The sequence below is a fragment of the Betaproteobacteria bacterium genome, from assembly GCA_009377585.1.
In the GTDB taxonomy this organism is placed as follows: domain Bacteria; phylum Pseudomonadota; class Gammaproteobacteria; order Burkholderiales; family WYBJ01; genus WYBJ01.
In genome coordinates this window covers 151,402-177,471 of sequence record WHTS01000001.1, presented here as the reverse complement: position 1 = coordinate 177,471, position 26,070 = coordinate 151,402, and the positions used below count along the sequence as shown (strand labels likewise).

At 64.3% G+C, this 26,070-nt stretch carries 18 protein-coding genes, 3 tRNA genes and 1 pseudogene (1 of these 22 only partly in view); 6 read left to right on the top strand and 16 right to left on the bottom strand.

What is annotated here, in order from left to right:
* Nucleotides 1-344 (bottom strand): DNA repair protein (locus GEV05_00775; protein ID MPZ41938.1); only part of this gene is annotated, 344 nt, incomplete at its 3' end.
* Between the two features lie 716 nt (nucleotides 345-1,060).
* Between GEV05_00775 and GEV05_00770 the strand changes: the two genes are divergently transcribed.
* Nucleotides 1,061-2,191 carry a tyrosine-type recombinase/integrase gene (locus GEV05_00770; GenBank protein ID MPZ41937.1) on the top strand — a complete coding sequence of 377 codons (1,131 nt, stop codon included), beginning with the start codon at nucleotides 1,061-1,063 and terminating at the stop codon, nucleotides 2,189-2,191.
* A gap of 14 nt (nucleotides 2,192-2,205) precedes the next feature.
* Here GEV05_00770 and GEV05_00765 read toward each other — a convergent pair.
* The 8 genes from GEV05_00765 to GEV05_00730 form a co-directional block, all read right to left on the bottom strand.
* A tRNA-Asp gene (locus GEV05_00765) sits at nucleotides 2,206-2,282 on the bottom strand.
* Nucleotides 2,283-2,301: 19 nt separating this feature from the next.
* Nucleotides 2,302-2,376: transfer RNA gene (locus GEV05_00760), tRNA-Val, on the bottom strand.
* Nucleotides 2,377-2,447: 71 nt separating this feature from the next.
* The gene (locus tag GEV05_00755; protein MPZ41936.1) at nucleotides 2,448-2,720 is read right to left on the bottom strand and encodes a DNA-binding protein HU; all 273 of its coding nucleotides are present in this window, start codon (nucleotides 2,718-2,720) and stop codon (nucleotides 2,448-2,450) included.
* 186 nt (nucleotides 2,721-2,906) lie between these two features.
* On the bottom strand, nucleotides 2,907-5,318 hold the full coding sequence (locus GEV05_00750; protein MPZ41935.1) for an endopeptidase La: 2,412 nt from the start codon (nucleotides 5,316-5,318) through the stop codon (nucleotides 2,907-2,909).
* Nucleotides 5,319-5,432: 114 nt separating this feature from the next.
* On the bottom strand, nucleotides 5,433-6,698 hold the full coding sequence (gene clpX, locus GEV05_00745) for an ATP-dependent Clp protease ATP-binding subunit ClpX (GenBank protein ID MPZ41934.1): 1,266 nt from the start codon (nucleotides 6,696-6,698) through the stop codon (nucleotides 5,433-5,435).
* Between the two features lie 106 nt (nucleotides 6,699-6,804).
* The gene (gene clpP / locus GEV05_00740; GenBank protein ID MPZ41933.1) at nucleotides 6,805-7,455 is read right to left on the bottom strand and encodes an ATP-dependent Clp endopeptidase proteolytic subunit ClpP; all 651 of its coding nucleotides are present in this window, start codon (nucleotides 7,453-7,455) and stop codon (nucleotides 6,805-6,807) included.
* 2 nt (nucleotides 7,456-7,457) lie between these two features.
* The gene (locus GEV05_00735; protein MPZ41932.1) at nucleotides 7,458-8,768 is read right to left on the bottom strand and encodes a trigger factor; all 1,311 of its coding nucleotides are present in this window, start codon (nucleotides 8,766-8,768) and stop codon (nucleotides 7,458-7,460) included.
* Between the two features lie 20 nt (nucleotides 8,769-8,788).
* Nucleotides 8,789-8,873 (bottom strand) — tRNA-Leu (locus GEV05_00730).
* 372 nt (nucleotides 8,874-9,245) lie between these two features.
* Here GEV05_00730 and hpnC point away from each other — a divergent pair.
* From hpnC to typA, 5 genes are all read left to right on the top strand, one after another.
* The gene (hpnC, locus tag GEV05_00725) at nucleotides 9,246-10,085 is read left to right on the top strand and encodes a squalene synthase HpnC (protein ID MPZ41931.1); all 840 of its coding nucleotides are present in this window, start codon (nucleotides 9,246-9,248) and stop codon (nucleotides 10,083-10,085) included.
* A gap of 49 nt (nucleotides 10,086-10,134) precedes the next feature.
* Nucleotides 10,135-10,968, top strand: a complete 834-nt coding sequence (hpnD, locus tag GEV05_00720; protein MPZ41930.1) for a presqualene diphosphate synthase HpnD — start codon at nucleotides 10,135-10,137, stop codon at nucleotides 10,966-10,968.
* Nucleotides 10,969-10,981: 13 nt separating this feature from the next.
* Entirely contained in the window at nucleotides 10,982-12,295 is a 1,314-nt protein-coding gene (locus GEV05_00715; protein ID MPZ41929.1) for an FAD-dependent oxidoreductase, read from the top strand.
* A gap of 78 nt (nucleotides 12,296-12,373) precedes the next feature.
* The gene (locus GEV05_00710; protein ID MPZ41928.1) at nucleotides 12,374-14,005 is read left to right on the top strand and encodes an NAD(P)-binding protein; all 1,632 of its coding nucleotides are present in this window, start codon (nucleotides 12,374-12,376) and stop codon (nucleotides 14,003-14,005) included.
* A 178-nt stretch (nucleotides 14,006-14,183) separates the two neighbouring features.
* Nucleotides 14,184-16,046: a translational GTPase TypA gene (gene typA, locus GEV05_00705; protein ID MPZ41927.1), complete on the top strand. Its 1,863-nt coding sequence runs from the start codon at nucleotides 14,184-14,186 to the stop codon at nucleotides 16,044-16,046.
* Nucleotides 16,047-16,315: 269 nt separating this feature from the next.
* Here typA and GEV05_00700 read toward each other — a convergent pair whose 3' ends face one another.
* The 7 genes and pseudogenes from GEV05_00700 to GEV05_00670 form a co-directional block, all read right to left on the bottom strand.
* Nucleotides 16,316-16,918 carry a hypothetical protein gene (locus GEV05_00700; protein MPZ41926.1) on the bottom strand — a complete coding sequence of 201 codons (603 nt, stop codon included), beginning with the start codon at nucleotides 16,916-16,918 and terminating at the stop codon, nucleotides 16,316-16,318.
* 118 nt (nucleotides 16,919-17,036) lie between these two features.
* Nucleotides 17,037-18,236 carry an acetyl-CoA C-acyltransferase gene (locus tag GEV05_00695; protein ID MPZ41925.1) on the bottom strand — a complete coding sequence of 400 codons (1,200 nt, stop codon included), beginning with the start codon at nucleotides 18,234-18,236 and terminating at the stop codon, nucleotides 17,037-17,039.
* 160 nt (nucleotides 18,237-18,396) lie between these two features.
* Nucleotides 18,397-20,883 (bottom strand): 3-hydroxyacyl-CoA dehydrogenase, encoded by a 2,487-nt coding sequence (locus tag GEV05_00690; GenBank protein ID MPZ41924.1) that lies wholly within the window; start codon nucleotides 20,881-20,883, stop codon nucleotides 18,397-18,399.
* A gap of 37 nt (nucleotides 20,884-20,920) precedes the next feature.
* Nucleotides 20,921-22,267, bottom strand: coding sequence for a transporter (locus GEV05_00685; GenBank protein ID MPZ41923.1), 1,347 nt, complete (start codon nucleotides 22,265-22,267; stop codon nucleotides 20,921-20,923).
* Nucleotides 22,264-22,665, bottom strand: a complete 402-nt coding sequence (locus GEV05_00680; GenBank protein ID MPZ41922.1) for an acyl-CoA thioesterase — start codon at nucleotides 22,663-22,665, stop codon at nucleotides 22,264-22,266. Before GEV05_00680 ends, GEV05_00685 begins: the two co-directional genes overlap by 4 nt.
* A gap of 118 nt (nucleotides 22,666-22,783) precedes the next feature.
* Complete coding sequence (locus tag GEV05_00675; protein MPZ41921.1) at nucleotides 22,784-24,598, bottom strand: AMP-binding protein; 1,815 nt, start codon at nucleotides 24,596-24,598, stop codon at nucleotides 22,784-22,786.
* A 297-nt stretch (nucleotides 24,599-24,895) separates the two neighbouring features.
* A pseudogene (locus GEV05_00670) lies at nucleotides 24,896-26,070 on the bottom strand (DUF1974 domain-containing protein) (it continues 1,324 nt past the right edge of the window).

Sequence of the window (26,070 nt, the reverse complement as noted above, 5' to 3'; positions counted from 1 at the left end):
AAGATCGCCGCCGCGGCGTTGCGCGAAAGCGCTTCCTTTACGACTTCTCGCGGATAGACCGAGGTCTGAGTCACGGTCCCGCGGAACATCTCCTGGTACTCGATCAGTCGGTTCTGCGCATCGAGCAGGATCACGGCAAAGACTTCGTGTTCCAGCGCGCCTAGCTTCAACCGTAGGAAGTCGCGCACCACCTGCGGTGAAGTAAACGCGCAGCCGCGACGCACGCGATGACTGAGGACTCGCCTCGCCGCGTGCAGCACCTCGTCGGCACTGGCGGGACGATACTCGCCCTGCTGGTCACGAACGAGGAGAGAAGACTCGAAGGAGGAAGTGACGTTGGACATGAGCGTGCTCCGGTCTGTGTCGGGCGGGATTGCCCGAGACCGGCGAAGCCACGGCGCAGCGCAGTTGTCAGGGTTCGCGAGACGGCCGTCAGGACGCAAGCATGCGAAGCATGCGCAGACCTTGACTGCGAGAACGACGTGGTACGGTGAGAGAAGCAGCAAGGCCGCCCCGAATCGAACTTGGATGGCCACCAGCAGGAGTGGCCCGGCAGCGCTTAGCGCTCACCTTGCAGAGATCTGACCGCTTGCTCAAGCATGGGGATTTTCTGATCTGCATGCGACTACCCAAGAGGACGCGGCTGTACGCTGCAGCAGGTTGTCACTTGATGCGACGTTAGTCAGGATATGCCCACGAATTGCGCTGCTGTGGCAACGGCCGTGGGTTATCCGCACCAAGATAGTGGGGACGCCTCGTCATTTGGACGGCGCCTTCAAGTTCCTGGCGAAGCCAAGGAATTCTCCTATGAGAGCTCTCGGATGGGAAGCAATCAAGTGAATGACAAGGACATGACAGTCGTCGCCGAAACACCTGGGACACATCGGGAGGTCTCCCTTCGAGAGAAGGCGCGCCAGTTAGACGTCTGCGAGGAGACGGTTCGCAGGCACGCCAAGGAGTTGGGCGGGAGGAAAATTGGCAAGCTCTGGCGATTTCCGTATGATGACCGCCGGCTGGCGCTGCCGGACTCCGGGAAGCACGAACATATCGGAGAACAGCAATGCCTTTCAAAAGACGAGGAAGTGAGTACTGGTGGATTCGTGTCGGCGGAGTACGCAAAAGCTCTGGCACTACAGACTACGAGGAAGCCGCGGCATTGGAAACGAAGCGCAAACATGACCGCTGGTTGAGTCAGTACATGGGCGTAAAGCCCAAGCGGACATGGCAGGAGGCCGTAGCGCAGCGAGCAAAGGAAGTGGCTCAATCCATGGCGTCCTGGAGCGATGAGCAGCAAAGACTGTTGTGGTGGGATGCCCATTTGCGGCACGTGAAGGATCTAAACGAGATCACGCGCGAGATGATTGCAAGCATCATCGAAGAATACCGTCCCGTAAATCTCGCGGGCCCTTCGCCGCAAAACACCACCGCGAACAAGTACGTTCGCGCCGTGGCGACCATCCTTAACGCGGCAGAGCGCAAATGGGCTTGGGGAAATCGCGCCCCTCTCCTAAAGACGTATCAGGAGCCGCCAGCGCGCGATGTTTGCCCTACTCCAGTGGAGGTGCTGCGGCTTGTCGACACGCTCCCAGCACATTCGGCGGATATAGCGCTCTACGGGGCGATGACGATGCACCGCCGCGCCAACGTCACCGGGCTCGAGTGGTCAATGATTGACTGGGAAAAAGGGGCCGTGAAAATTGCCGGAAAGCAGACAAAAACCGGCAAGTCAATCTATGTCCCGCTCAATGCGACTGCGCTAGCCATCCTGAAGCGTCGTCGCAAGGCGGCCGACCGACATCCGGTGTACGTCTTCCACTATCGCGGCAACAAGATCTTCCATGTCGTTACTAAAGCATGGAGGAAGCGTCGCGAGGCAGCCGGTCTCGTCGAGAACATCACGTTGCATACAATGCGCCATTGTGGGAATTCGTGGCTGGCGCAGCGTGGCGTACCGGCTGAAATCAGAGCGAGGCTTGGCGGGTGGAGCATGCGGGGAGCCAAGATCATGGACGGCTACACGCATCTTTTCCTCGACAATTTGCGGCCATACCTTGCGATCCTGGACGACGAAATAAATGCCGCGCGCCAAGTCTTGGAGGCGGAAAAGGCAGCCGAAATTGCGGTTGCGAACTGCACTTCAGCACAAACCCGGCACAGAGTTCCGGCCTTGTCGGACACAGTGCAGGGGTAACTGCTTGAAGTTATTGGCGGAGTGGACGGGACTCGAACCCGCGACCCCCGGCGTGACAGGCCGGTATTCTAACCAACTGAACTACCACTCCGTTGTCCGGGGAATCGATTTGGTGGGTGCTGAGAGGGTCGAACTCCCGACATTCGCCTTGTAAGGGCGACGCTCTACCACTGAGCTAAGCACCCGAACCTGGATTCATGCCGGTACGCCGAAGCATCGCTGCCAGCCACCCGCCATCGTTCCTCGGCGAAGCTTGCTAGTTTACCGCGCTCTTCAATTCCTTGCCAGCGCGAAACTTCGGCACCTTGCTTGCGCGTATCTTGATCGCATCGCCGGTGCGCGGATTTCGCCCGGTTCGTGCGGCCCGGCGTCCCACGGAAAAGGTGCCGAATCCCACCAGCGTAACGCTCTGCCCTTTACGCAGCGAAGTCGTAATGGCACCGAGCGCGCCGTTGACTGCCCGCTCGGCGGCGGCCTTGGAGATATCGGCAGCCTTGGCGACCGCTTCGACCAGCTCGGCCTTGTTCACGTAGGTCCCCTTTCGTAGCTTTTTGATCGTAGCCGGCCGGGCGCCGACTCGGTGGTGGAACGCGCTTTATAGCAAGCGTGAAAAGTTGATGTCAAGACAACTGCGATGCACGTGCGCGCCGCAGCACGCAAGGTGCATCGCATGGTGATGGATCTGGGAGAAGGAGCTGAAGCGCGAGCGAAGCGCTCAGTGCTTCATCACGGCGTTGTCCTGATCCGATGCCGCAGGAATAGGCGCCACGTCCTTCGACTCGCTCTCCGCGATCGCAGCGGGCACACGCTCGAGCGCGAGCTCGAGCACTTGATCGATCCACTTCACCGGATGGATATCGAGCCGGTTCTTGATGTTGTCCGGAATTTCGGCCAGATCCTTGGTGTTCTCCTCGGGGATCAGCACGGTCTTTATGCCGCCGCGATGCGCGGCGAGCAACTTCTCCTTCAGTCCCCCGATCGGCAGCACTTCGCCACGCAGCGTGATCTCGCCGGTCATGGCAACGTCCGCGCGCACCGGAATACCGGTGAACACCGACACCAGCGCCGTGCAGATACCGGTACCCGCACTCGGACCGTCCTTGGGCGTCGCACCTTCGGGCAGGTGGATGTGGATGTCATTCTTCTGGTAGAAATCCGGCTCGATGCCGAGTTTGCGCGAACGGTTGCGCACGACGCTCAAGGCCGCCTGCACCGACTCCTGCATCACTTCGCCGAGCTTGCCGGTGGTGATCGTCTTGCCCTTGCCCGGCATGACGACGGTTTCAATGGTGAGCAGCTCGCCGCCCACCTCGGTCCATGCCAACCCGGTGACCTGCCCGATCTGGTTGTTCTTCTCGGCCCGGCCATAGGTGAAACGGCGTACGCCGAGTTGCTTCTCGATATTGCGCGAAGTGACCGTGACCTTGTCGTTACGCTCCTGCTTGAGCAGCAGCGACTTCACCACCTTGCGGCAGATCTTGGAGATCTCACGTTCCATCGCGCGCACACCCGCCTCGCGCGTGTAGTAGCGTACGATGTCGCGGATCGAGCTCTCGGAAACGGTCATCTCCTCTTGCTCGAGCCCGTGATTCTTCATCTGCTTCGGCAGCAGGTAGCGCTGGGCGATGTTGACCTTCTCGTCCTCGGTGTAGCCCGAGAGTCGAATCACCTCCATCCGGTCGAGCAGCGCCGCCGGGATGTTGAGCGTGTTCGCCGTCGCGACGAACATTACGTCCGAAAGATCGTATTCGACCTCGACGTAGTGATCGACGAAGGTATGGTTCTGCTCCGGATCGAGCACTTCGAGCAGCGCCGAGGCCGGATCGCCGCGGAAATCCATGCCCATCTTGTCGACCTCGTCGAGCAGGAAGAGCGGATTGCGCACGCCCACTTTCGACATGTTCTGCAGGATCTTGCCCGGCATCGAACCGATGTAAGTGCGCCGGTGGCCGCGGATTTCCGCTTCGTCGCGCACGCCGCCGAGCGACATGCGCACGAACTTGCGATTGGTCGCGCGCGCGATCGATTGGCCGAGCGAGGTCTTGCCCACGCCGGGTGCACCGACCAGGCACAGGATCGGCGCCTTCACCTTGTCCACGCGCTGCTGGACCGCGAGGTACTCGAGGATGCGCTCCTTCACCTTCTCCAGCCCGTAATGATCCGTCTCCAGCACGCCCTCGGCGGCCTTCAGGTCCTTGCTGATCTTGCTCTTCTTGCGCCACGGCAGCGACACGAGCGCGTCGATGTAATTGCGCACCACGGTGGCCTCGGCCGACATCGGCGACATCAGCCGCAGCTTGCGCAGCTCCGCCTCGGCCTTGGTGCGCGCATCCTTCGGCATGCCGGACTTCTTGATCTTCTTGTCGACCTCGTCTAAGTCCGCGCCTTCCTCGAGCTCGCCCAGCTCCTTCTGGATCGCCTTCACCTGCTCGTTCAGGTAGTACTCGCGCTGGCTCTTCTCCATCTGGCGCTTGACGCGCCCGCGGATGCGCTTTTCCACCTGCAGGATGTCGAGCTCGCCCTCGATCAATCCAAGCAGATGCTCGAGGCGCTTGCGCACATCGAAGATCTCGAGCGCTTCCTGCTTCTGCTCGAGCTTGAGCGGAAGGTGCGCAACGATCGTGTCGGCGAGCCGTCCGGCGTCGTCGATGCCCGACAGGGAGGTGAGAATTTCGGGCGGAATCTTCTTGTTGAGCTTCACGTACTGATCGAACTGCGCAAGCATCGCGCGCCGCATCGCCTCCACCTCGGTGCTCTGGGCAGCTTCGAGCGCAACCGGCACGACCGAGGCGGTGAAATGCGTGCGTGCATCGACCACTTCTTGCACCCGGGCGCGCTGGGCGCCTTCCACCAGCACTTTCACGGTGCCGTCGGGGAGCTTCAGCATCTGCAGGATGTTCGCGATGCTGCCGGTGGCGTACAGGTCCTCGGGACCCGGTTCATCCTTGGCCGCGGACTTCTGCGCGATCAGCATGATGCTCTTGCCCGCCTCCATCGCCGCTTCCAGGGCCTTGATGGATTTCGGCCGGCCGACGAACAGCGGAATGACCATGTGGGGGAAGACCACCACATCGCGCAGCGGCAGCAAAGGCAGCACGAGCGGGCTGGTAGGTTCGGTTTCTGGCATGTCAGGCAACCTCGAAAGGGGTCAACAATCTACCTTGGGGCGAGACGAGCACAAACAACCGCACGCGCATCGCGCCCGCGCGGCCACCAAACGAAACGACGCGCTCGCGCGGCACTACGCCGTGCCGGCGATCTTCGGCTGATCGGCGTAGATCAGTATCGGCCGGACGTCCTCGCCGCCGGCGCCTTCGTCGATGACGACCTTGACCACGTTCTCCATCGAAGGCAGGTCGAACATGGTGTCCAGCAGCGAATGCTCCAGGATGGAGCGCAGGCCTCGCGCGCCGGTCTTGCGCGCCAGCGCCCGGCGCGAAATCGCGTGCAGCGCCTCGTCGCGAACTTCGAGCTCGACGCCTTCCATCGAAAACATGCGCTGATATTGCTTGATCAAGGCGTTCTTCGGCTCGGTCAGGATTTGGATCAATGCCCGTTCGTCCAGCTCTTCCAGCGTCGCCACCACCGGCAGGCGCCCGACGAACTCTGGTATGAGCCCGTATTTGATCAGGTCCTCCGGCTGCACTTCCTTCAGAACAGCGCCGATATCCTTGCGGTTGTCGCGACTATGGACGTCAGCCCCGAAGCCGATGCCGCCCTGCTCGGAGCGCGCGCGAATGACGCGTTCCAGTCCGTCGAACGCACCCCCGCAGACGAACAGGATATTGGTCGTATCGACCTGCACGAATTCCTGGTTGGGATGCTTGCGGCCGCCCTGCGGCGGGACCGAGGCGATGGTGCCCTCGATGAGCTTCAGCAACGCCTGCTGCACGCCCTCGCCCGACACGTCGCGGGTGATGGACGGGTTGTCCGACTTGCGCGAGATCTTGTCGATCTCGTCGATGTAGACGATCCCGCGTTGCGCCTTGTCCACATCGTAGTCGCACTTCTGCAACAGCTTCTGGATGATGTTCTCGACGTCCTCGCCGACGTAGCCCGCCTCGGTGAGCGTGGTGGCATCGGCGATCACGAACGGCACGTTGAGCAGCCGGGCGAGAGTCTGCGCGAGCAGCGTCTTGCCCGACCCGGTCGGGCCGACCAGCAGGATATTGCTCTTGGCGAGCTCGACGTCGTCGCTCTTCGAGAGCGACTTCAATCGCTTGTAATGGTTGTAGACCGCAACCGACAGGATCTTCTTCGCCTGCTCCTGCCCGATCACGTAGTGATCCAGGATGTGGCAGATCTCGTGCGGCACCGGGAGATCGGATTTGGCACCCTTGTTGCCATGCTCGGTCTGGGCCTCTTCGCGGATGATGTCGTTGCACAGCTCGATGCACTCGTCGCAGATGAACACCGACGGACCGGCAATCAGTTTGCGGACCTCGTGCTGGCTCTTGCCGCAAAACGAGCAGTACAGGAGCTTTTCACCGCCGATCTTTTCTGACATATCCGCGAAATCAACCGTCTTGGTTTGAAGGAATTCCAGTTACCCGTTACGTTAGGCGCCGGCTGGCGATGTGGGTTCCGCAGGCTGCCGGCGAACGTCCATTCGCCTATTTGTTCAGCGCCTCCGCACGCCGATTCAACACCTTGTCGACCAGGCCGTACTTCACCGCGTCCTCGCCCGCGAGGAAGGTATCCCGGTCCGTGTCGCGCTCGATCTGCTCGATCTTCTGCCCGGTATGGTGCACGAGGATCTCGTTCAAGCGCTTCTTCAGATAGAGGATTTCGCGCGCGTGGATCTCGATGTCGGAAGCCTGGCCCTGGAAGCCACCCATCGGCTGATGGATCATCACGCGCGAGTTCGGCAGGCAGAAGCGCTTGCCCTTCGTGCCGGCCGCAAGCAGTAGTGAGCCCATGCTCGCCGCCTGGCCGACGCACAGCGTGCTCACGTCCGGCTTGACGAACTGCATGGTGTCGTAGATCGCCATGCCCGCCGAAACCGAGCCGCCCGGGGAATTGATGTAGAAATAGATGTCCTTGTCGGGATTTTCCGACTCCAGGAACAGCAGCTGGGCGACGATCAGATTGGCCGTCACCTCGTTGATCGCACCCACCAGGAACACGACCCGTTCCTTGAGCAGGCGCGAGTAGATGTCGTAGGCGCGCTCTCCGCGGCCGCTTTGCTCGATCACCATCGGAACCAGCCCGAGCCCCTGCGGCCCCACCCAGTCCCCAGTTGCCCAGTCCCCAGTTGCGCGCATCGTCATGCGTTGGCTTTCCCCATCAATTGCTCGAGCGCCGTGGGCTTGTCCTCGACCCGGGCTACCGACAAGGCCCAATCGACCACGTTCTGCTCGATTGCGGCCGACTCGAACTCCTGCAACCGCTCCGGTGAAGAATAGTACCACTTCACCACTTCCTGGGGCTGCTCGAAGCTCTTGGCGTGATGCTCCACGGCCGCCAGAACCTGCTCCGGTTTTGCCTGCAGCGATTGCGCCCGCACCACTTCCCCGAGGATGAGTCCCAACCGTACGCGCCGCTCTGCCTGCGACCTCAGTATATCGACCGGCAGCGGCATATCTTTCGTCTTGATGCCGCGGGATTCCAGGTCTCGCTGCGCCGCCTGTGCCAAATTGCGCATTTCCATCTCGACCAGCGATTGCGGCACGTCGAGGGTCGAGCGGTCGAGCAATCCCTGGAACACCTGGTCCTTCAGGCGGGCTCGGATACGGGCTTCCACTTCGCGTTCGACGTTGACGCGCACCTCTGCGCGCATTTTGTCGAGATCGCCATCGGCGATTCCGAGCGACTTGGCGAATTCGGCGTCGAGCGGCGGCAGCCGTGGCTCTTCGATCGACTTCAACAGGACGGTAAAGTGGGCCGTCTTGCCGGCGACTTCCTTACCGTGGTAGTCGGCCGGATAGGTGAGATCGAAGCTGCGGGTCTCGTTCGGAGCCACCCCCAGAACCGCATTTTCGAATTCGGGCAACATGCGACCAGCGCCCAGCACGATCCGGACATCCTTGCCTTCGCCGCCCTGGAAGGGCTGGCCGTCGACCTCGCCGTGGAAATCGATCGTGACCAGATCGTCCTTCTGCGCAGCGCGCTCGACCGGCTGGTAGTTGGCGCGTTGCTTGCGCAAGACCTCGATCGTCTGCTCGACCTCGGCATCGGTTACTGCGAGCGCCGGGCGTTCGATGGTCGCGTCCGCAAGCTCACCGAGCTTGATCTCGGGATAGACCTCGAAGGTCGCGCTGTATTCGAACTGGTTGTCGCCCTCGCCGCTGGGGAGCGTCTCGAATTTGGGATAACCTGCGACGCGCAAATTATTGTCGCGCACCGCGTCGCCGAAGGTTTTCTGCAGCTTGTCGGCGAGAACTTCCTGGCGGACCTGCGATCCGTATTGCTGCGCCACCACCTTGAGCGGCACCTTGCCCGGACGGAATCCATGCATCTTCACTGTCTGGGCGAGTTTCTTGAGCCGCGTGGATACCTCACTGTCGACATCGCCGGCGGGCAGGCTGATGTTGAGCCGCCGCTCGATATTACCGATCGTTTCTAGATTTGCTTGCATCAGTGCCTCGAAGAATCCGGTGGTGCGAAAGAAGGGACTCGAACCCCCACGCCTTTCGGCGCCAGAACCTAAATCTGGTGCGTCTACCAATTCCGCCACTTTCGCACGGCCGCAAAGCCGGACCCGGCGTAGTTAAACCCCGGACCCGGCGTAGTTAAACCCCGGACCCGGCGTAGTTAAACCCCGGACCCGGCGTAGTTGAACCTCCGGACCGACGTATCCCAATTCCGGACCCGGCGCATCCGAACTCCGGACCTCGCGCATCTGGCTTTGCCGCCGCACGCCGGGTGCTGGCCGTCACGCAAGGACGCCCGGTCATACCGCTCGCATGCGCCCTCACGCGCACGCCCGGGCCAGTCTGCAGCCACGCCCCCGGCGAGCACACAAGTGTAATATTATTAGTCACTTGCCGCTAGCGCCAGTTTCCCTGGGCAGCTTCGTTCCAAACCTTAAGCGCTTGTTCCAAGGTAGCTTTTGATGGCCGTTGGGCACTACGAGAACTTCCCGGTGGCGTCGCTGCTGCTGCCTGCGCATCTGCGCCGTCCTGTGGGCGCAATCTATCGCTTCGCGCGCAGCGCCGACGACATTGCCGATGAAGGCGATTTCCCCGCTCCCGTACGGCTGCAAGGACTGGCTCACTTCGATTCGCAATTGACCTTGATCGAGCGACGAGAGCGCGTGCACGAGCCGCTGTTCGAAGAGCTCGCAACGATGATCGACCGGTTCCGGCTTCCGATCGCGCCCTTCCGCGATCTGCTTTCGGCGTTCTCGCAGGATTGCGTCAAACCCCGCTACGCCGACTTCGCCGAGCTGCTCGACTATTCGCGCCGCTCGGCCAATCCGATCGGTCGGCTGCTCTTGCACCTGTTCGATGCCGACGCCGCCGACACCGCGGTTTGTTCGGATCGCATCTGCACGGCACTGCAGCTGATCAACTTCTGGCAGGACGTTGCGATCGACTACACGAAGGGTCGCATCTACTTGCCGCTCGACGACATGCGCCACTTCGCGGTCACCGAAGCGCAACTGGGCCGCCGCGAGGCCGATGCCGCATTTCGAGCGCTGATGCGCCACGAAGTCGAGCGGACCCGGCGTCTGCTGCACGACGGCGCTGCGCTCGGGCACCGCCTCAGAGGACGCATCGGCCTGGAGATCCGGATGGTGATTGCGGGCGGCGATACGATTCTGCACAAGCTGATCGCGGCCGACTACGATGTATTCCGGCGCCGGCCGGTCCTGCGTGCCTGGGACTGGATATCGATGCTCGCGCGCGCGCTCGGCGGCGATGGCCGGATCAGCGCTCGCTACGCCGCATGAGCGACGGCTCGCTGTTGTGCACGGTGGTCGTTCTCGGCGCAGGCGCCGCATGAGCCCGCACGAATACTGTCGCAGCCGCGCCCTGCAGAGCGGCTCGAGCTTCTACTACAGTTTCCTGTTCCTGCCCGAAGAACGGCGGCGCGCCATCATCGCGTTGTACGCGTTCTGCCGCGAAGTGGACGACGTCGTGGACGAGCTGACCGACCTGTCGGTCGCCCGTATGAAGCTCGCCTGGTGGCGCACCGAGGTCGAAGCGGTATTTGGCGGCAGCCCGCAGCACCCGGTGGCGCGTGCCCTGCTCGACGTCGTCGGCCCGTTCGGTCTCCAACGCGCCCATCTCGACGAGATCATCGACGGCATGGAGATGGATCTCGACCACGGCCGCTATCCCGACTTCGCGGCCTTGCGCGTGTACTGTCACCGCGTGGCGGGCGTCGTGGGCCTGTTGTCCGCCACGATCTTCGGCTACCGCGAAGCGCAAACGCTCGAATACGCACACGACCTGGGCATCGCGTTCCAGTTGACCAACATCATTCGCGACGTCGGCGAGGACGCGCGCCGCGAGCGCATCTACCTGCCGCAGGAGGATCTCGCACGCTACGGCGTGAGCGATGCCGACATCATGGCCGGGCGCACGTCGGCGAACATGCGCGATCTCATGCGCTTTCAGGTCGCGCGAGCGCGCAGCTTCTATAGCCAGGCCCTTGGGCAGCTTCCTTCCGCCGACCGGCGCGCGCAGCGCGCCGGACTCGTCATGGCCGCGATCTACCAGCGCCTGCTGGACGAGATCGAAGCCGACGCGTGCCAAGTGCTGAACGCGAAAATTTCCCTCACACCCGTCACCAAGCTGTGGCTCGCCTGGAAGACCTGGCTCACGGCGTGAGGGCGAGGCACGCATGAACGATGCCGCGCCGCCGGCGCAGGTCGGCATCGTCGGCGGCGGTTATGCCGGCATGGCGGCCGCGGTGACGCTGGCGCGCCGCGGCGTTCGGGTCGCGGTCTACGAGGCCGCACGCCAGCTCGGCGGCCGCGCCCGCAGCGTCGTTCGCAACGAGCACAAGCTCGACAACGGCCAGCATATTCTGATCGGCGCGTACCGCGAAACGCTCGCGCTGATCGCCGAGGTCGGCAGGCATGCCGACCCGCTCATGCGCATACCGCTCGAGTGGACGGTCCTGCCCGAGTTTGCCATGCGCGCGGCGCGTTTGCCGGCGCCATGGCATCTCGCCGTCGGGCTACTGCGCGCCAAAGGCTTGAGCCCGGCCGCTCGCGTAGCCTGCGTACAATTCATGGCATGGGCGCAGCGCGCCCGCTTCCGCCTCGCGCGGGATACGACAGTGGCCGAGCTGCTGGCGAGCCATCGCCAGCATGCGAGCGCGATCCGCTACCTGTGGGAGCCGTTGTGCGTGGCAGCCTTGAACACGCCCCTGGCGCAAGCCTCGGCGCAGGTGTTCCTGAACGTTTTGCGCGACGGGCTTGCATCCGAGCGCTCCGCATCGGATCTCCTGTTGCCTCGGATCGATCTCGGCGCCTTGTTTCCCGAGCCGGCAGCCGACTACGTCCGCAGCCGCGGCGGTGAGGTGCGGCTCGGCGCCGCGGTGGCGCGCATCGAACCGGATGCGGGCGGATTCACGTTGCACAGCACGAATGGCCCCATGCACGTCCGCTGCTTGATCGTGGCTACGCAACCCACGCGCGTGACCGCGTTGCTCGGCCATATGGGGCCGCTCGCCTCGGACCTCGCGCCAATCGCGCAGATGACCTACCAGCCGATCGTCACGATCTATGCGCAATACGCAGCCTCACCCGCACGCAGCACGGCGATGCTCGGCTCGAGCGGCGGAACGACGCAATGGCTGTTCGACCGCGGCGCGATCACGGGCCAGCGCGGGTTGCTCGCCGCCGTCATCAGCGCGCGTGCGAGAGACCGCCTGACCAGCCACGACGCGCTCGCTCGCCACGTGCAGGACGAGATCGCCGGCGTCCACCCCGATCTCGGTCCGGCGCAGTGGTGCCAGGTCATCGAGGAGAAGCGCGCAACCTTTGCCTGTGTCCCCGGCATGAAGCGCGCCGCTTCGATCACCGCAGTGCCGCGACTGTTCCTCGCGGGCGATTACACCGAGCCCGACTATCCGGCGACGATCGAGGCGGCGGTGAGAAGCGGTTTACGCTGTGCCGCAGCCGCGCACGAGGCGCTCGCCACGGGGTAAGGATCGAAAGATGGCGGTGTAAGATACGCCGTTGATTCCAACAAACGTGCGGAGACAGCCTTGACGCAGCGCGAATCGATGGCCTATGACGTCGTAGTGGTCGGAGGCGGGCCAGCGGGACTCGGTGCAGCCATACGCCTGAAGCAATTGGCGGCCGAGAAGGGGACGGAGGTGAGCGTCTGCCTGCTCGAGAAGGGATCCGAGATCGGTGCGCACATCCTCTCGGGCGCGGTCATGGACCCGCGCGCGCTCACCGAGCTCATCCCCGACTGGCAGGCGCAGGGCGCGCCGTTGAACGCGCCGGTGAGCGAGGACCGCTTCCTCTTCCTGGCCGAAAGCGGATCGTTCCGGGTTCCCTACATGTTTCTGCCGGCGTGCTTTCGCAACCACGGCAACTACGTCGTGAGCTTGGGCAACGTCTGCCGCTGGCTCGGCACCCAAGCCGAGGCGCTCGGGGTCGAGATCTTTCCGGGCTTTCCCGCGGCCGACGTGCTCTACAACGACGACGGCAGCGTGAAGGGTGTGGTCACCGGCGATCTCGGCATCGGCAAGGATGGCGAGCGGACCGACAACTATCAGCCGGGCATGGAGTTGCACGCCAAGTACACGCTTTTCGCCGAGGGTTGCCGCGGACACCTCGCGCGCCGGCTGCAAGAGCGGTTCAGCCTGCGCGAAGCGTGCGATCCGCAGGTTTACGGCATCGGGCTGAAGGAGTTGTGGCAGATCGATCCGGCAAAACACCAGACCGGGCTCGTGATGCACACCGCCGGCTGGCCGCTCGACCGCTCGACTTACGGCGGCTCCTTTCTCTATCACATGGAAGACAACCTGGTCGCGGTCGGCTTCGTCGTAGGCCTCGGCTACAGCAATCCCTTCCTCAATCCTTACGAGGAATTCCAGCGCTACAAGACGCATCCCGTGGTTCGCGGCTTCTTCGAAGGCGGCAAGCGGCTCGCGTACGGCGCACGCGCGATCTCGGCGGGCGGCCTGCAATCCCTGCCCAAGCTGGTTTTCCCGGGCGGCGCATTGATCGGCGACGACGCCGGCTTCCTCAACGCGCCGCGAATCAAGGGCAGCCACGCGGCGATCAAGTCCGGCGCGCTCGCGGCCGAAGCGGTGTTCGAGGCGCTCGGCGCCGAGCGTTCGTCCGATGAGCTCGCGGCCTATCCGGAGGCGTTTCGTCGCAGCTGGCTCTACGAGGAGCTCTACAAGGCGCGCAACTTCAAGCCCTGGATGAGCAAGGGGCTCGTCACCGGGACGCTGATGGTGGGCTTCGACCAGGTGGTCCTGGGCGGCAAGGCGCCCTGGACGCTGCACCATACGCACGCGGATAACGAGACGCTCGCCGACAAACGCAACGTCCAGCCCATCGAGTATCCCAAGCCCGATGGCGTGCTCACCTTCGACCGGCTCTCGTCGGTGTTCGTCTCCAACACCAATCACGAAGAGAACCAGCCGGCGCACCTGACGCTGAAGGATGCGAGCATCCCGATCCGCATCAACCTGGAGCGCTACGACGCTCCCGAGCAACGCTATTGCCCGGCCGCCGTGTACGAAATCGTGCGGGACGCGGACGGGAACAATCCGCGGCTGCAGATCAACGCGCAGAACTGCGTCCACTGCAAGACCTGCGACATCAAGGATCCGACCCAGAACATCGTCTGGGTCACCCCGGAAGGCGGCGGCGGACCGAATTACCCCAATATGTGAGGAATGATTCGCGGCGTGTGAGTGAAGGATGAATGCGTGAAATGTGAAAGGTGACGCAATGGCGTGAAGGACGCCGACTGTCACGTTTCACTTCTTCACTCCTTCACGTTTCACGCAATCATCTTCGCTCGCCCCCATCCCAGTGCTACAATCGCGCCCCTCCTGTAGGTGCCGCGCAATGTCAGCCCCCATCCGCAACATCGCCATCATCGCTCACGTCGACCACGGCAAGACCACGCTGGTCGACAAGCTGCTGCGTCAGGCCGGCGTATTCGCCGCCCATCAACACGTCGCCGAGCGCGTCATGGACTCGAACGACCTCGAGCGCGAGCGCGGCATCACCATTCTTGCCAAGAACACTGCGGTCGAATTCGAAGGCATCAAGATCAACATCGTCGATACGCCGGGACACCGCGATTTCGGCGGCGAAGTGGAGCGGGCGCTGTCGATGGTCGATGGCGTGCTGGTGCTGGTGGACGCAGTCGAAGGTCCCATGCCGCAAACCCGCTTCGTGACCCGCAAGGCGCTCGCGCTGGGTTTGCGCCCGATCGTCGTGGTCAACAAGGTCGATCGCGACGGGGCGCGGCCGGAGTGGGTCGTAAGCCAGACCTTCGATCTGTTCGACCGGCTCGGCGCAACCGAAGACCAGCTCGATTTTCCGATCGTCTACGCCTCCGCGCTGCAAGGCTGGGCGGTGCTGGATCTCGCGGACGCACCGCGCCAGTTCGATGGCGACCAGGCAAGCGCGAGTGCCTCCATGCGACCGCTGTTCGAGGCGATCCTGAGCTACGTCGCCCCGCCCGCCGGCGATCCGGACGGCGCATTCCAGCTGCGCATCAGCGCGCTCGACTACTCGAGCTACGTCGGCCGCATGGGCATCGGGCGCATCAGCCGCGGGCGCCTGCGTCCCGCGCAGGATATCGTCGTGCTCAGCGCCGACGGCGAACCCGTGCGAGCACGCATCGGCCAGTTGCACGGTTTCCGCGGCCTGGAGCGCATACCGCTCGATGAGGCGGCGGCGGGCGACATCGTCGTCGTCAGCGGGGTGGAAGCAGTGAGCATCGGCGCGACCCTCGTCGATCCGGAACACCCGGAATTCCTACCGGTGCTCGCCGTGGACGAGCCGACGCTGACCATGACCTTCCAGGTCAACACCTCTCCGTTCGCCGGGCAGGAAGGGCGCTTCGTCACCAGCCGCCAACTGGGCGAGCGGCTCGCACGCGAGCTGAATACCAACGTCGCACTGCGGGTCGAGGAGACGCCCGATCCCGACATCTTCCGTGTCTCCGGGCGCGGCGAGCTGCATCTCACCATCCTGCTCGAGAACATGCGCCGCGAAGGCTACGAGCTCGCGGTCGGCCGGCCGCAGGTCATCACGCGCACCGTCGACGGCGTGATTTGCGAACCGTTCGAAGCGTTGACGATCGACCTGGAAGACGCGCACCAGGGTGCGGTCATGGAAGCCCTCGGCACGCGCCGCGCCGAGCTCACCGACATGGCGCCCGACGGCAAGGGCCGGGTACGGCTCGATTACCGCATACCGGCGCGCGGGCTGATCGGATTCCAGAACGAGTTCCTCAACCTCACGCGCGGCTCGGGGCTGATGAGCCACGTGTTCGACGATTACGCGCCGATGAAGCCCGACATGCCGGGACGGCGCAACGGCGTGCTCGTCTCCGGCGACAACGGCGAGGCGGTCGCGTACGCGCTCGGCAAGCTGCAGGAGCGCGGGCGGCTTTTCGTCAAGCCGGGCGATCGCGTCTACGAGGGCATGGTGATCGGCATTCACAGCCGCGACAACGATCTCGCCGTCAATCCGGTGAAGGCGAAGCAGCTGACCAACTTTCGCACCGTGCTCAAGGACGATGCGATCCTGCTCACCCCGCCCATCGCCGTCTCGCTCGAGTACGCGGTGGAGTTCATCGCCGACGACGAGCTGGTGGAGATCACGCCCAAAACGATCCGCATCCGCAAGCGTCACTTGAAGGAGCACGAACGCAAGCGGGCCGCACGCGGTGCCGAGCGCGCCACTGTCGACTGAAGAAGACCACCCCGTCCGCGCTTCGCGCGTCCCGCCCCTCCTTCACAGGAGGGGAGCTTGGTCTTCCCCTCCTCTCACGGGAGCGGAGCTCGGTCTTCCCCTCCTCTCACGGGAGCGGAGCTCGGTCTTCCCCTCCTCTCACGGGAGCGGAGCTCGGTCTTCCCCTCCTCTCACGAGGAGGGGTGGCGCGCAGCGCCGGGGTGGTGTGGTGAACCCCGTCCGCTCCGTGTTCTCGGAACGACCGCAAAGCCAACGCGGTGGCGGCGCCGTCAGAAAGGAAGCAGGCTCGTCGCGTTGCCGAGCAGCGCCTGCTTGAGCCGCCCATCGACCGGCCTGTCGCCCAGCCAGATGCGCAGCAGCGCCCGGTTGAAATCCGCGCCTGGTATGGTGATCCGCGTAACGCCGTTGATGGTCACGCGCGTTCCTATTCCCGGCAGGTAATCGAGCAGCACCGTGCCGCCCTGATTGATGCGGCCGATCTGATGCATCATCGCCGCCAGGTCGCGAATGCGCGTCTCGAGCGGAGCCAGCTCGGGCGGTTGATTGTTGGCAGCCAGCCCATCGTGCAGCGCGCCGATGAACTGATCCGCGCTGATCTGCTCCTGCAGGATGTGCATCGCGATGCGCTTTGCCCCCGGATCCGACAACACCGCATCGGAGACCGTCATCTCCTTGGTAAGGTACAGCGCGGCGACATAGACCTTGGCGATGACAAGCTTGCGCCGCACGCCGGCGCCGTTCAGCACCAGCTCCGGCACACCCTGCGCGATGTAGATGCGATCGTCGACCCGCACACCTTCCACTTCGGCGGCGTGAACGGCGAGCCCAACGGCATAGAGTGCGAACGAAACCAGCAGCGTACGCGCAAACATTGCGAGGGTTCCCTGAGCTGGCTTCGATGTTAAGCCAAGCCCGGTGGAGCGGCAATCGGGTCCGAGCGTAAGAATCTGCGCCGTACGCGCGAATGGGCGATGCGGATGTGCGATGCGGCTAGACGGATTCCAATATGCCGGCGGCACCCATGCCGGTGCCGATGCACATGGTCACCATGCCGTACTTCTTGCCGCGGCGCCGCAGCCCGTGCAGCAGGGTCGCGACCCGAATCACGCCGGTAGCGCCCAGTGGATGGCCCAGCGCGATCGCCCCGCCGAGCGGATTGACGCGCTCCCGGTCGAGCCCGAGATCGCCGATCACCGCCAGGCTTTGGGCCGCGAACGCCTCATTCAGCTCGATCCAGTCGATGTCCGCGAGCGCGAGGCCCGCCTGCTGCAACGCCTTCGGAATCGCCTTCACCGGGCCGATACCCATGATGTCGGGCGGCACCCCGGCCACCGAGTAGCCGACGAAGCGCCCCAGCGGTTGCAAGCCGTAGCGCTTGACCGCTGCTTCGCTCATGAGGACCGCCGCCCCCGCGCCATCCGACATCTGGGAGCTGTTGCCCGCGGTCACCGAACCCTTGGCCGCGAACACCGGCTTCAGCCGCGCCAGGCCTTCCGGGCTGGTATCGGCACGCGGTCCTTCGTCGGCAGTTGCGAGGCGCGATTTCACGGCCACTTCGCGCGTGGCGAGATCGGGCACGCGGTCCTCGATCCGGTACGGCGTGATCTCGTCGCGAAACTCGCCCGCCTGGGTTGCGTGCAAGGCCCTGCGATGACTTTCGGCCGCGAACAGATCCTGCGCTTCGCGCGATATCTTCCATTGCTGCGCCACCCGTTCGGCCGTCGCGCCCATGCCGAAGGCGATGCCGACATTCTCGTCGCGTTCGAAGATCGCGGGATTGTAGGAGACCTTGTTGCCGCCCATCGGCACCATGCTCATGCTCTCGGTGCCGGCGGCGATCATCACCTCGGCCTCACCCAGGCGGATGCGATCGGCGGCCAGCGCCACGGCCTGCATGCCCGAAGAGCAGAAGCGGTTGATCGTCATGCCCGATACCGAGCTCGGAAACCCGGCCAATAGCAAGCCGATGCGGGCGACGTTCATCCCTTGCTCGGCCTCGGGCATCGCGCAGCCCACGATTACGTCCTCCACCTCGCCCGGCGAAACGCCGGGACACTGCGCCATCGCGGCGCGCAGGGCGTGCGCGAGCAGATCGTCAGGGCGTGTGTTGCGGTACATCCCGCGCGGGGCTTTACCCACGGCGGTGCGCGTGGCTGCAACGATATAGGCATCCTGGATTTGTCGGGTCATGATCCGACTCCGATCTTGTCTGTAAAGGCACGCTCGAATGCTAGCTTTCCCTCACCCTCGATCCCTCTCCCGGAGGGAGAGGGAAGACAGGCTCCCCTCTCCCTCCGGGAGAGGGGCTGGGGGTGAGGGAACGGCGTGCAAGTCATCTTTCGAACGTTCGCTAGTTGCGCAGCGGCTTGCCGGTCTTGAGCATGTGGTCGATGCGCGCCTGGGTCTTCTCGGTCGCGATGAGCTCCATGAAGTGCGCGCGCTCCAGATCGAGCAGCCAATCTTCGTCCACGAGGCTGCCCGCTTCCACCTCGCCGCCGCAAATCACCGTGGCTACCTTGGTGCCGATCAGATAATCGTGCTCCGAAATGTAGCCGCCCTCGAGCATGTTGACCATGAACGCCTGGAAGGTTGCGATGGCGCTGCGGCCGGCCACCGGAATGCTGTGCGGGCGCAGCGGTGGGCGGTAACCGCTTTCGGCCAGCGCGCGCAGCTGCGCCTTCGCAACCGTCAGCAACTCGAAGCGATTCATCACGATCGTATCGGCCGCGCGCAGATAACCCAGCTCCTTCGCGTGCTCGCCGCTGCGCGCGACCTCGGCCTTGGCGATCAGCTCGAAATAGCGCCGCACGAACGGAAACAGATCCGCACCGCGCGCTTCCTGCGCGGCGCGCAGGGCCGCTTCCTTGCAGCCGCCGCCGGCGGGCAGCAGGCCCACGCCCGCCTCCACCAGCCCCATGTACGTTTCCAGCGTGGCGACCGCGCGGTCGCAATGCATGATGAACTCGCAGCCGCCGCCGAGTGCGAGCCCGTCCGCGGCCGCTACCGTCGGTATGGTGCAATAGCGCAAGGCCTGGGTCGTGGTCTGGAATTTCTCCACGATCTTCTCGACCTCGGCCAAGCGACCCGCCATCAACTGATCGGCCACGCCCATCTGGCGCGCGGCCTTCAGCGCCAGCGATTCCGCCTCGCGACGAAGCTTGCGGAAGACCCGCCCCACGCTCGACGGCTCCGAACGGCGTTGCCCACCGCCGCCGTCTTTCTTGAGGTTTGCGCCGATCGAGAACGGCGCCTCGGTCTGCCAGATTGCGAGGCCGGCGAAATCGCGCTCGGCAATCTCGATCGATTGCAGCACGCCGTCCAGCACGTCTTCGCCGATCGCGTGCATGCGGCTCTTGAAGCTGACGATCGCGATGTCGTCGCCGGTGTGCCAGAGGCGCACGCCGCTATTCTCGAACGCGGTCTCGCCGTATTGGCGCGTCTCGCCGAGCAAAACGTCGGGGAAAGGCTGGCGCCGGTAGACCGAAAGCGTGGAGCGCGGTACATCGGCGTTCTGCGCCGGCGAGTACGAGCCGAGCGGTCCATGAACACCGGTGCGCGCAGGCTCGCGCACCCACGCAGGCAGCGGCACGTTCGCCATCGTGCGGCCCTGCGCGATGTCTTCGCCGATCCACGCGGCCACCTGCTGCCAGTCGGCCGACTGCCAGATCTCGAACGGACCGCGATCCCAGCCGAAGCCCCAGCGAATCGCCAGATCGACATCGCGCGCGCTGTGTGCGATGGACTCGAGATGCGCCGCGCAGTAGTGAAAGGTATCGCGGAAGATGCACCACAGGAACTGCGCCTGCGGATGGCTCGATTCCCGCAACTGCTTGAACTTCTGCGTGTCATCGGAGAGCTTGAGGATCTCGACCACCGCTTCGTCCGCCTTGCCGGTGGACGGACGATAGTCCTTGTGCTGCGGGTCGAGCACCCGGATCTCGTCGCCGACTTTCTGGTATACGCCGCGGCGCGTCTTCTGTCCGAGCGCGCCCGACGCGATCAGGTCCTGCAGCCATTGCGGCAGGGTGTAATAACGATGCCACGGGTCGTCGGGCAAGGCTTCCGCCATCGTTCCCACGACGTGAGCGAAGGTATCGAGCCCGACCACATCCGCCGTGCGAAAGGTCGCGCTCTTGGGCCGCCCCACCCGCGTTCCAGTCAGATCGTCCACCACGTCGAAGCCGAGTTGCAGCCCCTCGGCATGATGCAGCGTGGCCAGCATGGAGAACACGCCGATGCGATTGGCGATGAAGTTCGGCGTGTCCTTGGCCCGTATCACGCCCTTGCCGAGGGTGCTCACCAGGAAGCGCTCGATGCCGTCCAGATGCACGGGATCGGTGGCTGTCGCCGGGATGACCTCGACCAGTTGCATGTAGCGCGGCGGATTGAAGAAGTGCACGCCGCAGAAGCGCGCGCGTAACGGCTCGGGCAGCGCCTGCGACAGCTGCTCGATGTTGAGCCCCGAGGTATTGCTGACAAAGAGCGCGTTTTCGCCGATGTGGGGCGCTACCTTCGCATACAGGTCGCGCTTCCAGTCCATGCGCTCCGAGATCGCCTCGATCACCAGGTCGCATTCCTTCAGCAGGCCGAGATGCTGATCGTAGTTCGCCGCCTCGATCGCATCGGCCCTGGAACGCACCGACAGCGGACTGGGCTCGAGCTTGCGCAGGTTGTCGATCGCCTTCAGCACGTTGCCGTTCGGGTCGCCTTCCTTCGCCGCCAGCTCGAACAGCACCACCGGGACGTCGGCGTTCACCAGGTGCGCCGCGATCTGGGCACCCATGACGCCCGCGCCCAGAACCGCAGTTTTGCGAACGACGAATGGCGAGGCACTCATGGCGATCCCTCAAGCGACAAACGCGCCCGGGCAACCATCAGAACGAGTGCGAGTACGCAGCCGTCAGGATGTCCGCCCGGTCCTCGAAATGTCCGGTTTGGCGAAAGGCCGTACCGAAGACCTGGGTGTTCACCTTGGAATCGCGCACGAACTCATGCGCATAGCCCAGCTCGATTTTTCCGTTCTTCGACACCGTGTACTGCGCGCCCAACGCGACCCAGAAGCGATCTTCGTCGGGCAGCCGGGCGGTGCGATCGGTATTGTTGGTCGGCGTTGGATCGTAGGCCAGCCCGAAACGGAACTTCCAGGCCGCGCTGTGCCGGTAGTTCGCGCCGACGCTGATGCGCCAGGTGTCTTTCCAGTTGGTCGGGAGCGTCGCGCCGACCAGCGCATTACCCGCCACGGGACAGACACCAAAGGAAACATTGCGACAAATCGGCACGATCGACTTGATCCGGCTCCAGCGCGTCCAGGTCAAGTCGGCCATCAGCTCCCATTGCGGCGTGACGGCGCTGAAGATGCTGAGCGAGACGTTCTCCGGAACGCGCAGATCCGCCCGCACGTTCGCGTTCGCCGCCGGCACGCCCGAGAACGATGCATCGCCTTCGAGCTCGTACTTGATGGACGAGCGGTAGTGCAATCCGACGCGCGTGCTGGGCGACGCCTGCACCGCGATGCCGACGTTGAAACCCCAGCCGATGTCGTCGGCTTCGAGCTTGGACCTGCCCAGCTGACTCGCGTTGGTCAGCTCGGCTTCCAGATACTGCGCGCTCACGCCGGCGCCGATGCTCACATTGGGCGCCACCTTGTAGGCGATCGACGGATTGATGTTGACGGTCTTGATCTCGGAGCTGAGCGCGATGCGCTGGCCGATCCAGCCCGAGTCGAATTCGGTCTTCAAGCCGAACGGTGCATTCACGCCGACGCCGAAGCTCAGATTGTTGCCGAGGCTCATGGCGAAGTAGCCGTTCGGCACGACCGCCCAATCGCCGCCGTCGCCGCCATTGCCGCTGCCCAGGACCGCAGGAATGGTGGAGCCCTCGTTGCGAAACTTGAAGGACGGTCGCAGCAAGTGACCGGCGAGCGAGAAATGCTTGCCTTGCGGCAGCGCCGACATCGCTGCCGGATTGGTCCAGACGACGCTTGCATCCTCCGCACCGGCTGCGCCGCCCGCATTGGCGTTTCCCGTCCCCGGGCCGGTTTGCGTCGCGATGCCAAAAGCGCCGCCGTAAGCCGATCCCGCCGCCATGGCGAACGCGGCTCCAATCGAAGTTCCGATCAAGCTCCGTTTCATCGCTCTCCTCCTGCAGGGCAACCCGGGGCCATCGTACGCCAAAGACCGCCGGGCCGCGATCACGCTCGCATGGGCTCGAGATCGGCTCATGCGCCATCCTGTTGCGGCGATACGACACGCGGCTGGCGTTCGTCGTCGACCGCGACGTAGGTGAGCGTCGCTTCAGTCACCTTGACGCATACGTCTCCGAGTGGGCGCCGGTGCGCGAACACTTCCACGTCGACGGTGATCGAGGTGCGGCCGACGCGAACGACTTCGGCATAGAAGCTCACCAGGTCGCCGACGAACACCGGCTTGCGAAACACGAACGAATTGACCGCGACGGTGGCAACGCGCCCGCGCGCTCGGCGAATAGCCGGGATGCTGCCTGCGATGTCCACCTGCGACATGATCCAGCCGCCGAAGATATCGCCGGCGTAGTTCGCATCCGAAGGCATGGGCACCACGCGCAATACCGGATCGCGCTCTATTGTGGAATCGTCGGTCATGTTGGCTATCCTTTGCGGTGAAACGTGAAGGGTGAAGAGTGAAGGCGCCGGTCAGCGCCATTCACCCTTCACTCCGTCACCCTTCACCCTTCACTCCATTCACCCTTCATGCTCCCTCTCAATGTCCAACGTACATCGCATCCAGCTCAGCATAGAACTTCTCCATCACCTTCGCCCGCTTGAGCTTCATCGTGGGCGTGAGCAGGCCGTTTTCCACGGTCCATGGCTCCAGCGTCAGAGTAATCCGGCGCACCTGCGCATAGCCGGGAAACTCGCGCATCTGGGCGCCGAGGCGCTCCAGCGCCCGGCTCAGAACCGACTCTTCGCGCACCGCCTCTTCGGCTTGGCCGTCGACGCCGAGCGCGGCAGCCATCTGCTCCCACTCCTCCTGCTTCAGCACCGCGATCGCCGACAAATAGGACTTGCCCTCGCCGATGAGCAGCACCTGTTCGAACAAGGGGTCGCGCATGATGGCGGCCTCGATGTCGACCGGTGGCACCTTCTCGCCGTTGGACAGCACGATGATCTCCTTCAGCCGGCCCGTAATGAAGATGTGCCCTGCCTCGTCGATGCGCGCGGTGTCGCCCGTGTTGAGCCAGCCGTCGGCGGTAAACACGGTCGCCGTCGCCTCGGGATTGTTCCAGTACCCCATCATGATGTTCGGCCCCCTGGCGTGCAGGGCGTCGTTCTCGCCGACACGCACCTCCACGTCGCGAATCGGCGTGCCGACGCTTGCGGGCACGTTGTCCTCGAGGCTGTTGGCGCTGATGATCGGGCTCGACTCGGTGAGGCCGTAACCCTGCAGAATGGTCAGGCCCAGCCCGATGAACACACGCGAAATGTCGGGGGGCAGCGCCGCGCCGCCCGACAGCGCCGCACGCAGATTGCCGCCAAGGCGCGCGCGGATCTTGCCCGCGACCAAAGCGTCGAGCAGCGGCCACAGCAGCAACGATGGCGACCAGCTTGCCCGACCCTGAGCGTGCTCGAATCGCCGCCAGCCCACGTCGACCGCTTTTTGAAAGAGCTTGCCCCGAATCGCAGGGCCTTCCGCGAGGCGCGCCTGAATGGCGCCGTAGACGCGCTCGTAGATGCGCGGCACCGAGATCAGTATGGTCGGCCGCACGCTCACGAGGTCTTCGCTCAGCGCCTGCACGGAGCGCGCATAGGCCGTGAGCGCTCCGGTCATCACGGTGAGGTAGTAGCCCACCGTGCGCTCGAAGGTGTGCGACAGCGGCAGGAACGACAGGAAGACGTCGTCGCGCCGCACCGCCATCTTGAGCGTCGCCGCATAGGCGTTGGTGAGCATGTTGTTGTGCGACAACATCACGCCCTTGGGCCGCCCGGTGGTGCCCGAGGTATAGACGATCGAGGCGAGCTGCATCGGGTCGGCATTGACATGTGCGACCTCGGTCGCCTCTTCGGGCAGCCAGCGCTCGACGTAGAGCACGCGCTCGTCGCCCGTGCCGCCTTCCGGGCGCTTCATCAGCAGCACCCGGACGAGCCCGCCGAGCTGGTCGCGTACCGACTCGAACGCGCGCCACTGCTCCGCCGACTCGAGCAGCAGGACCTTCGCGCCCGAGTCCTTGACGATGTAAGCCACGTTGTCGGGCCGGTCCTGGGTGTAGAGCGGCACCACGACCGCGCCCAGGCCCATGGCGGCCTGGTCGTAGATGACCCAGGCGGTGCAGTTGCGCAACATGACGGCCACCCGATCGCCCGGACTCACCCCGTCGCGGTTGAGCGAGTGCTGCCAGCGCGCAACCTGCCGGTGCATGTCCTGCCAGGTGTGGTCGCGCCAACGTCCTTCGGCTTCATCGTACTCGCGATAACCGGCGGCATCCGGCGTACGCCGCACCCGCTCGGCAAAGAGCCCGTCGAGCGTCTTTGCTTCCGTGACCGAAATGGTGTCGACTTCGCGGCCGTTCTCAGCCATGCATCCTCCTCGCCTGGTGTCGTTGTCGTTTTCCGCTCGCGCGATCGTTGGCCGCGCTCCCTGGTCTCACCCGGCCGCCGCCTCCGAACCGTTGATGTTCACCTGCCGCCAAGGCTCTAGCGGCCTGGCGTCGATTCGCTTTGCGGTCGATCCCCACTGCGGGGACACCTCCGAACCGATTGATGCAAATGAACCGCCAAGCTGTCGGTGCCCGGCGCCATTCGCTTTGCGGTCGATCCCCACTGCGTGGGGCCCCTCGCCCGGGAAGCTCATGTCGCCGCCCCTCGCCCGGTAAGCTCACGTCGCCCCCTGGCGCGCCGCTTCGAACGCACGCCGCAAAGGCTCGAAGCTCACCGGCTCGGTGGTCTGGAAGAGCTCGCTGCGTTCGAGGTCGCGCGGGAAGTCGTCCACCATGATCGCCTTGCGGCGCAGCCGCGCCGCCCGCTCCAGCATCGCGGCCTCCTCGGCGCTGATGACGCCGGACGCAAGGCTTGCCTCGATCTGCTCCGCCGGCCACCGCGCCGTGATCGTTTTCGCGCGCACAGCCGCGTTGATCTTCGCTTCAACCGGCTCGGCCGTGATGACCGCTCGCAGTGCCGCTTCCAGCGTTCCGATCGGATCGCTCTCATCGCTCGGAATGTAGGCGCCGCGCGTCAGGCGCTCACGCGCCGGACCGGGTGTGCCTAGGGTGAGCGCGATGTCGCCGCCGATGTCGTCCGGGGGAACCCGAAACAGGCGTCCGAGCGGAAACACGGTCCAGCGCATCAGCATGGCGGCCCCGCCACTGGGCAGGTTGCAGAACACCGCGAAGAACGCTTCCTGGATGCGATAGAGCGCATCGCGCACACCCCAGTGCAGCATCGGCAGATCGTCCGCCGGCGAGCCTGCGTCGTGATAGCGCTTGAGCGCCGCACACGCGAGGTACATCTGGCTCAGGATGTCGCCGAGGCGCGCCGACAGCAACTCGCGCCGCTTGAGCGAACCACCGAGGATCAGCATGCACATGTCGGCGACGAAGGCGAAACCGGCCGACATGCGCGTGAGCTGCTGATAGTAGCGCCGCGTATGGCGATCGCCCGGCACGCGCGCAAGCCGCGCTTCGCTCAAGCCCAGCCACAGCGAGCGGCAGACATTGGTGACGACGAACCCGACATGACCGAAAAAAGCGCGATCGAAGCGCACCAGCGCGCGCCGAGCGTCCGCATCCTGCGTCGCCTCGATCTCCTCGCGCACGAACGGATGGCCGCGAATCGCACCCTGGCCAAAAATAATCATCGAACGCGTCAGGATGTTCGCGCCTTCCACAGTGATGGGAATGGGCGTGGCCTGGTACGCGCGTGCGAGATAGTTGTTCGGTCCGAGACAGATGCCCTTGCCGCCATGGACGTCCATGGCGTCGTTGATGACGCGCCGGCCGCGCTCGGTCAGATGGTATTTGACGATCGCCGATACCACCGCCGGCTTCTCGCCCA

Coding starts and splice junctions, on each gene's coding strand:
- GEV05_00770 (MPZ41937.1), top strand. CDS start 1,061: ATGCCTTTCAAAAGACGAGGAAGTGAGTACTGGTGGATTCGTGTCGGC.
- GEV05_00750 (MPZ41935.1), bottom strand. CDS start 5,318: ATGCCAGAAACCGAACCTACCAGCCCGCTCGTGCTGCCTTTGCTGCCG.
- clpX (MPZ41934.1), bottom strand. CDS start 6,698: ATGTCAGAAAAGATCGGCGGTGAAAAGCTCCTGTACTGCTCGTTTTGC.
- clpP (MPZ41933.1), bottom strand. CDS start 7,455: ATGCGCGCAACTGGGGACTGGGCAACTGGGGACTGGGTGGGGCCGCAG.
- GEV05_00735 (MPZ41932.1), bottom strand. CDS start 8,768: ATGCAAGCAAATCTAGAAACGATCGGTAATATCGAGCGGCGGCTCAAC.
- hpnC (MPZ41931.1), top strand. CDS start 9,246: ATGGCCGTTGGGCACTACGAGAACTTCCCGGTGGCGTCGCTGCTGCTG.
- hpnD (MPZ41930.1), top strand. CDS start 10,135: ATGAGCCCGCACGAATACTGTCGCAGCCGCGCCCTGCAGAGCGGCTCG.
- GEV05_00715 (MPZ41929.1), top strand. CDS start 10,982: ATGAACGATGCCGCGCCGCCGGCGCAGGTCGGCATCGTCGGCGGCGGT.
- GEV05_00710 (MPZ41928.1), top strand. CDS start 12,374: ATGGCCTATGACGTCGTAGTGGTCGGAGGCGGGCCAGCGGGACTCGGT.
- typA (MPZ41927.1), top strand. CDS start 14,184: ATGTCAGCCCCCATCCGCAACATCGCCATCATCGCTCACGTCGACCAC.
- GEV05_00700 (MPZ41926.1), bottom strand. CDS start 16,918: ATGTTTGCGCGTACGCTGCTGGTTTCGTTCGCACTCTATGCCGTTGGG.
- GEV05_00695 (MPZ41925.1), bottom strand. CDS start 18,236: ATGACCCGACAAATCCAGGATGCCTATATCGTTGCAGCCACGCGCACC.
- GEV05_00690 (MPZ41924.1), bottom strand. CDS start 20,883: ATGAGTGCCTCGCCATTCGTCGTTCGCAAAACTGCGGTTCTGGGCGCG.
- GEV05_00685 (MPZ41923.1), bottom strand. CDS start 22,267: ATGAGCCGATCTCGAGCCCATGCGAGCGTGATCGCGGCCCGGCGGTCT.
- GEV05_00680 (MPZ41922.1), bottom strand. CDS start 22,665: ATGACCGACGATTCCACAATAGAGCGCGATCCGGTATTGCGCGTGGTG.
- GEV05_00675 (MPZ41921.1), bottom strand. CDS start 24,598: ATGGCTGAGAACGGCCGCGAAGTCGACACCATTTCGGTCACGGAAGCA.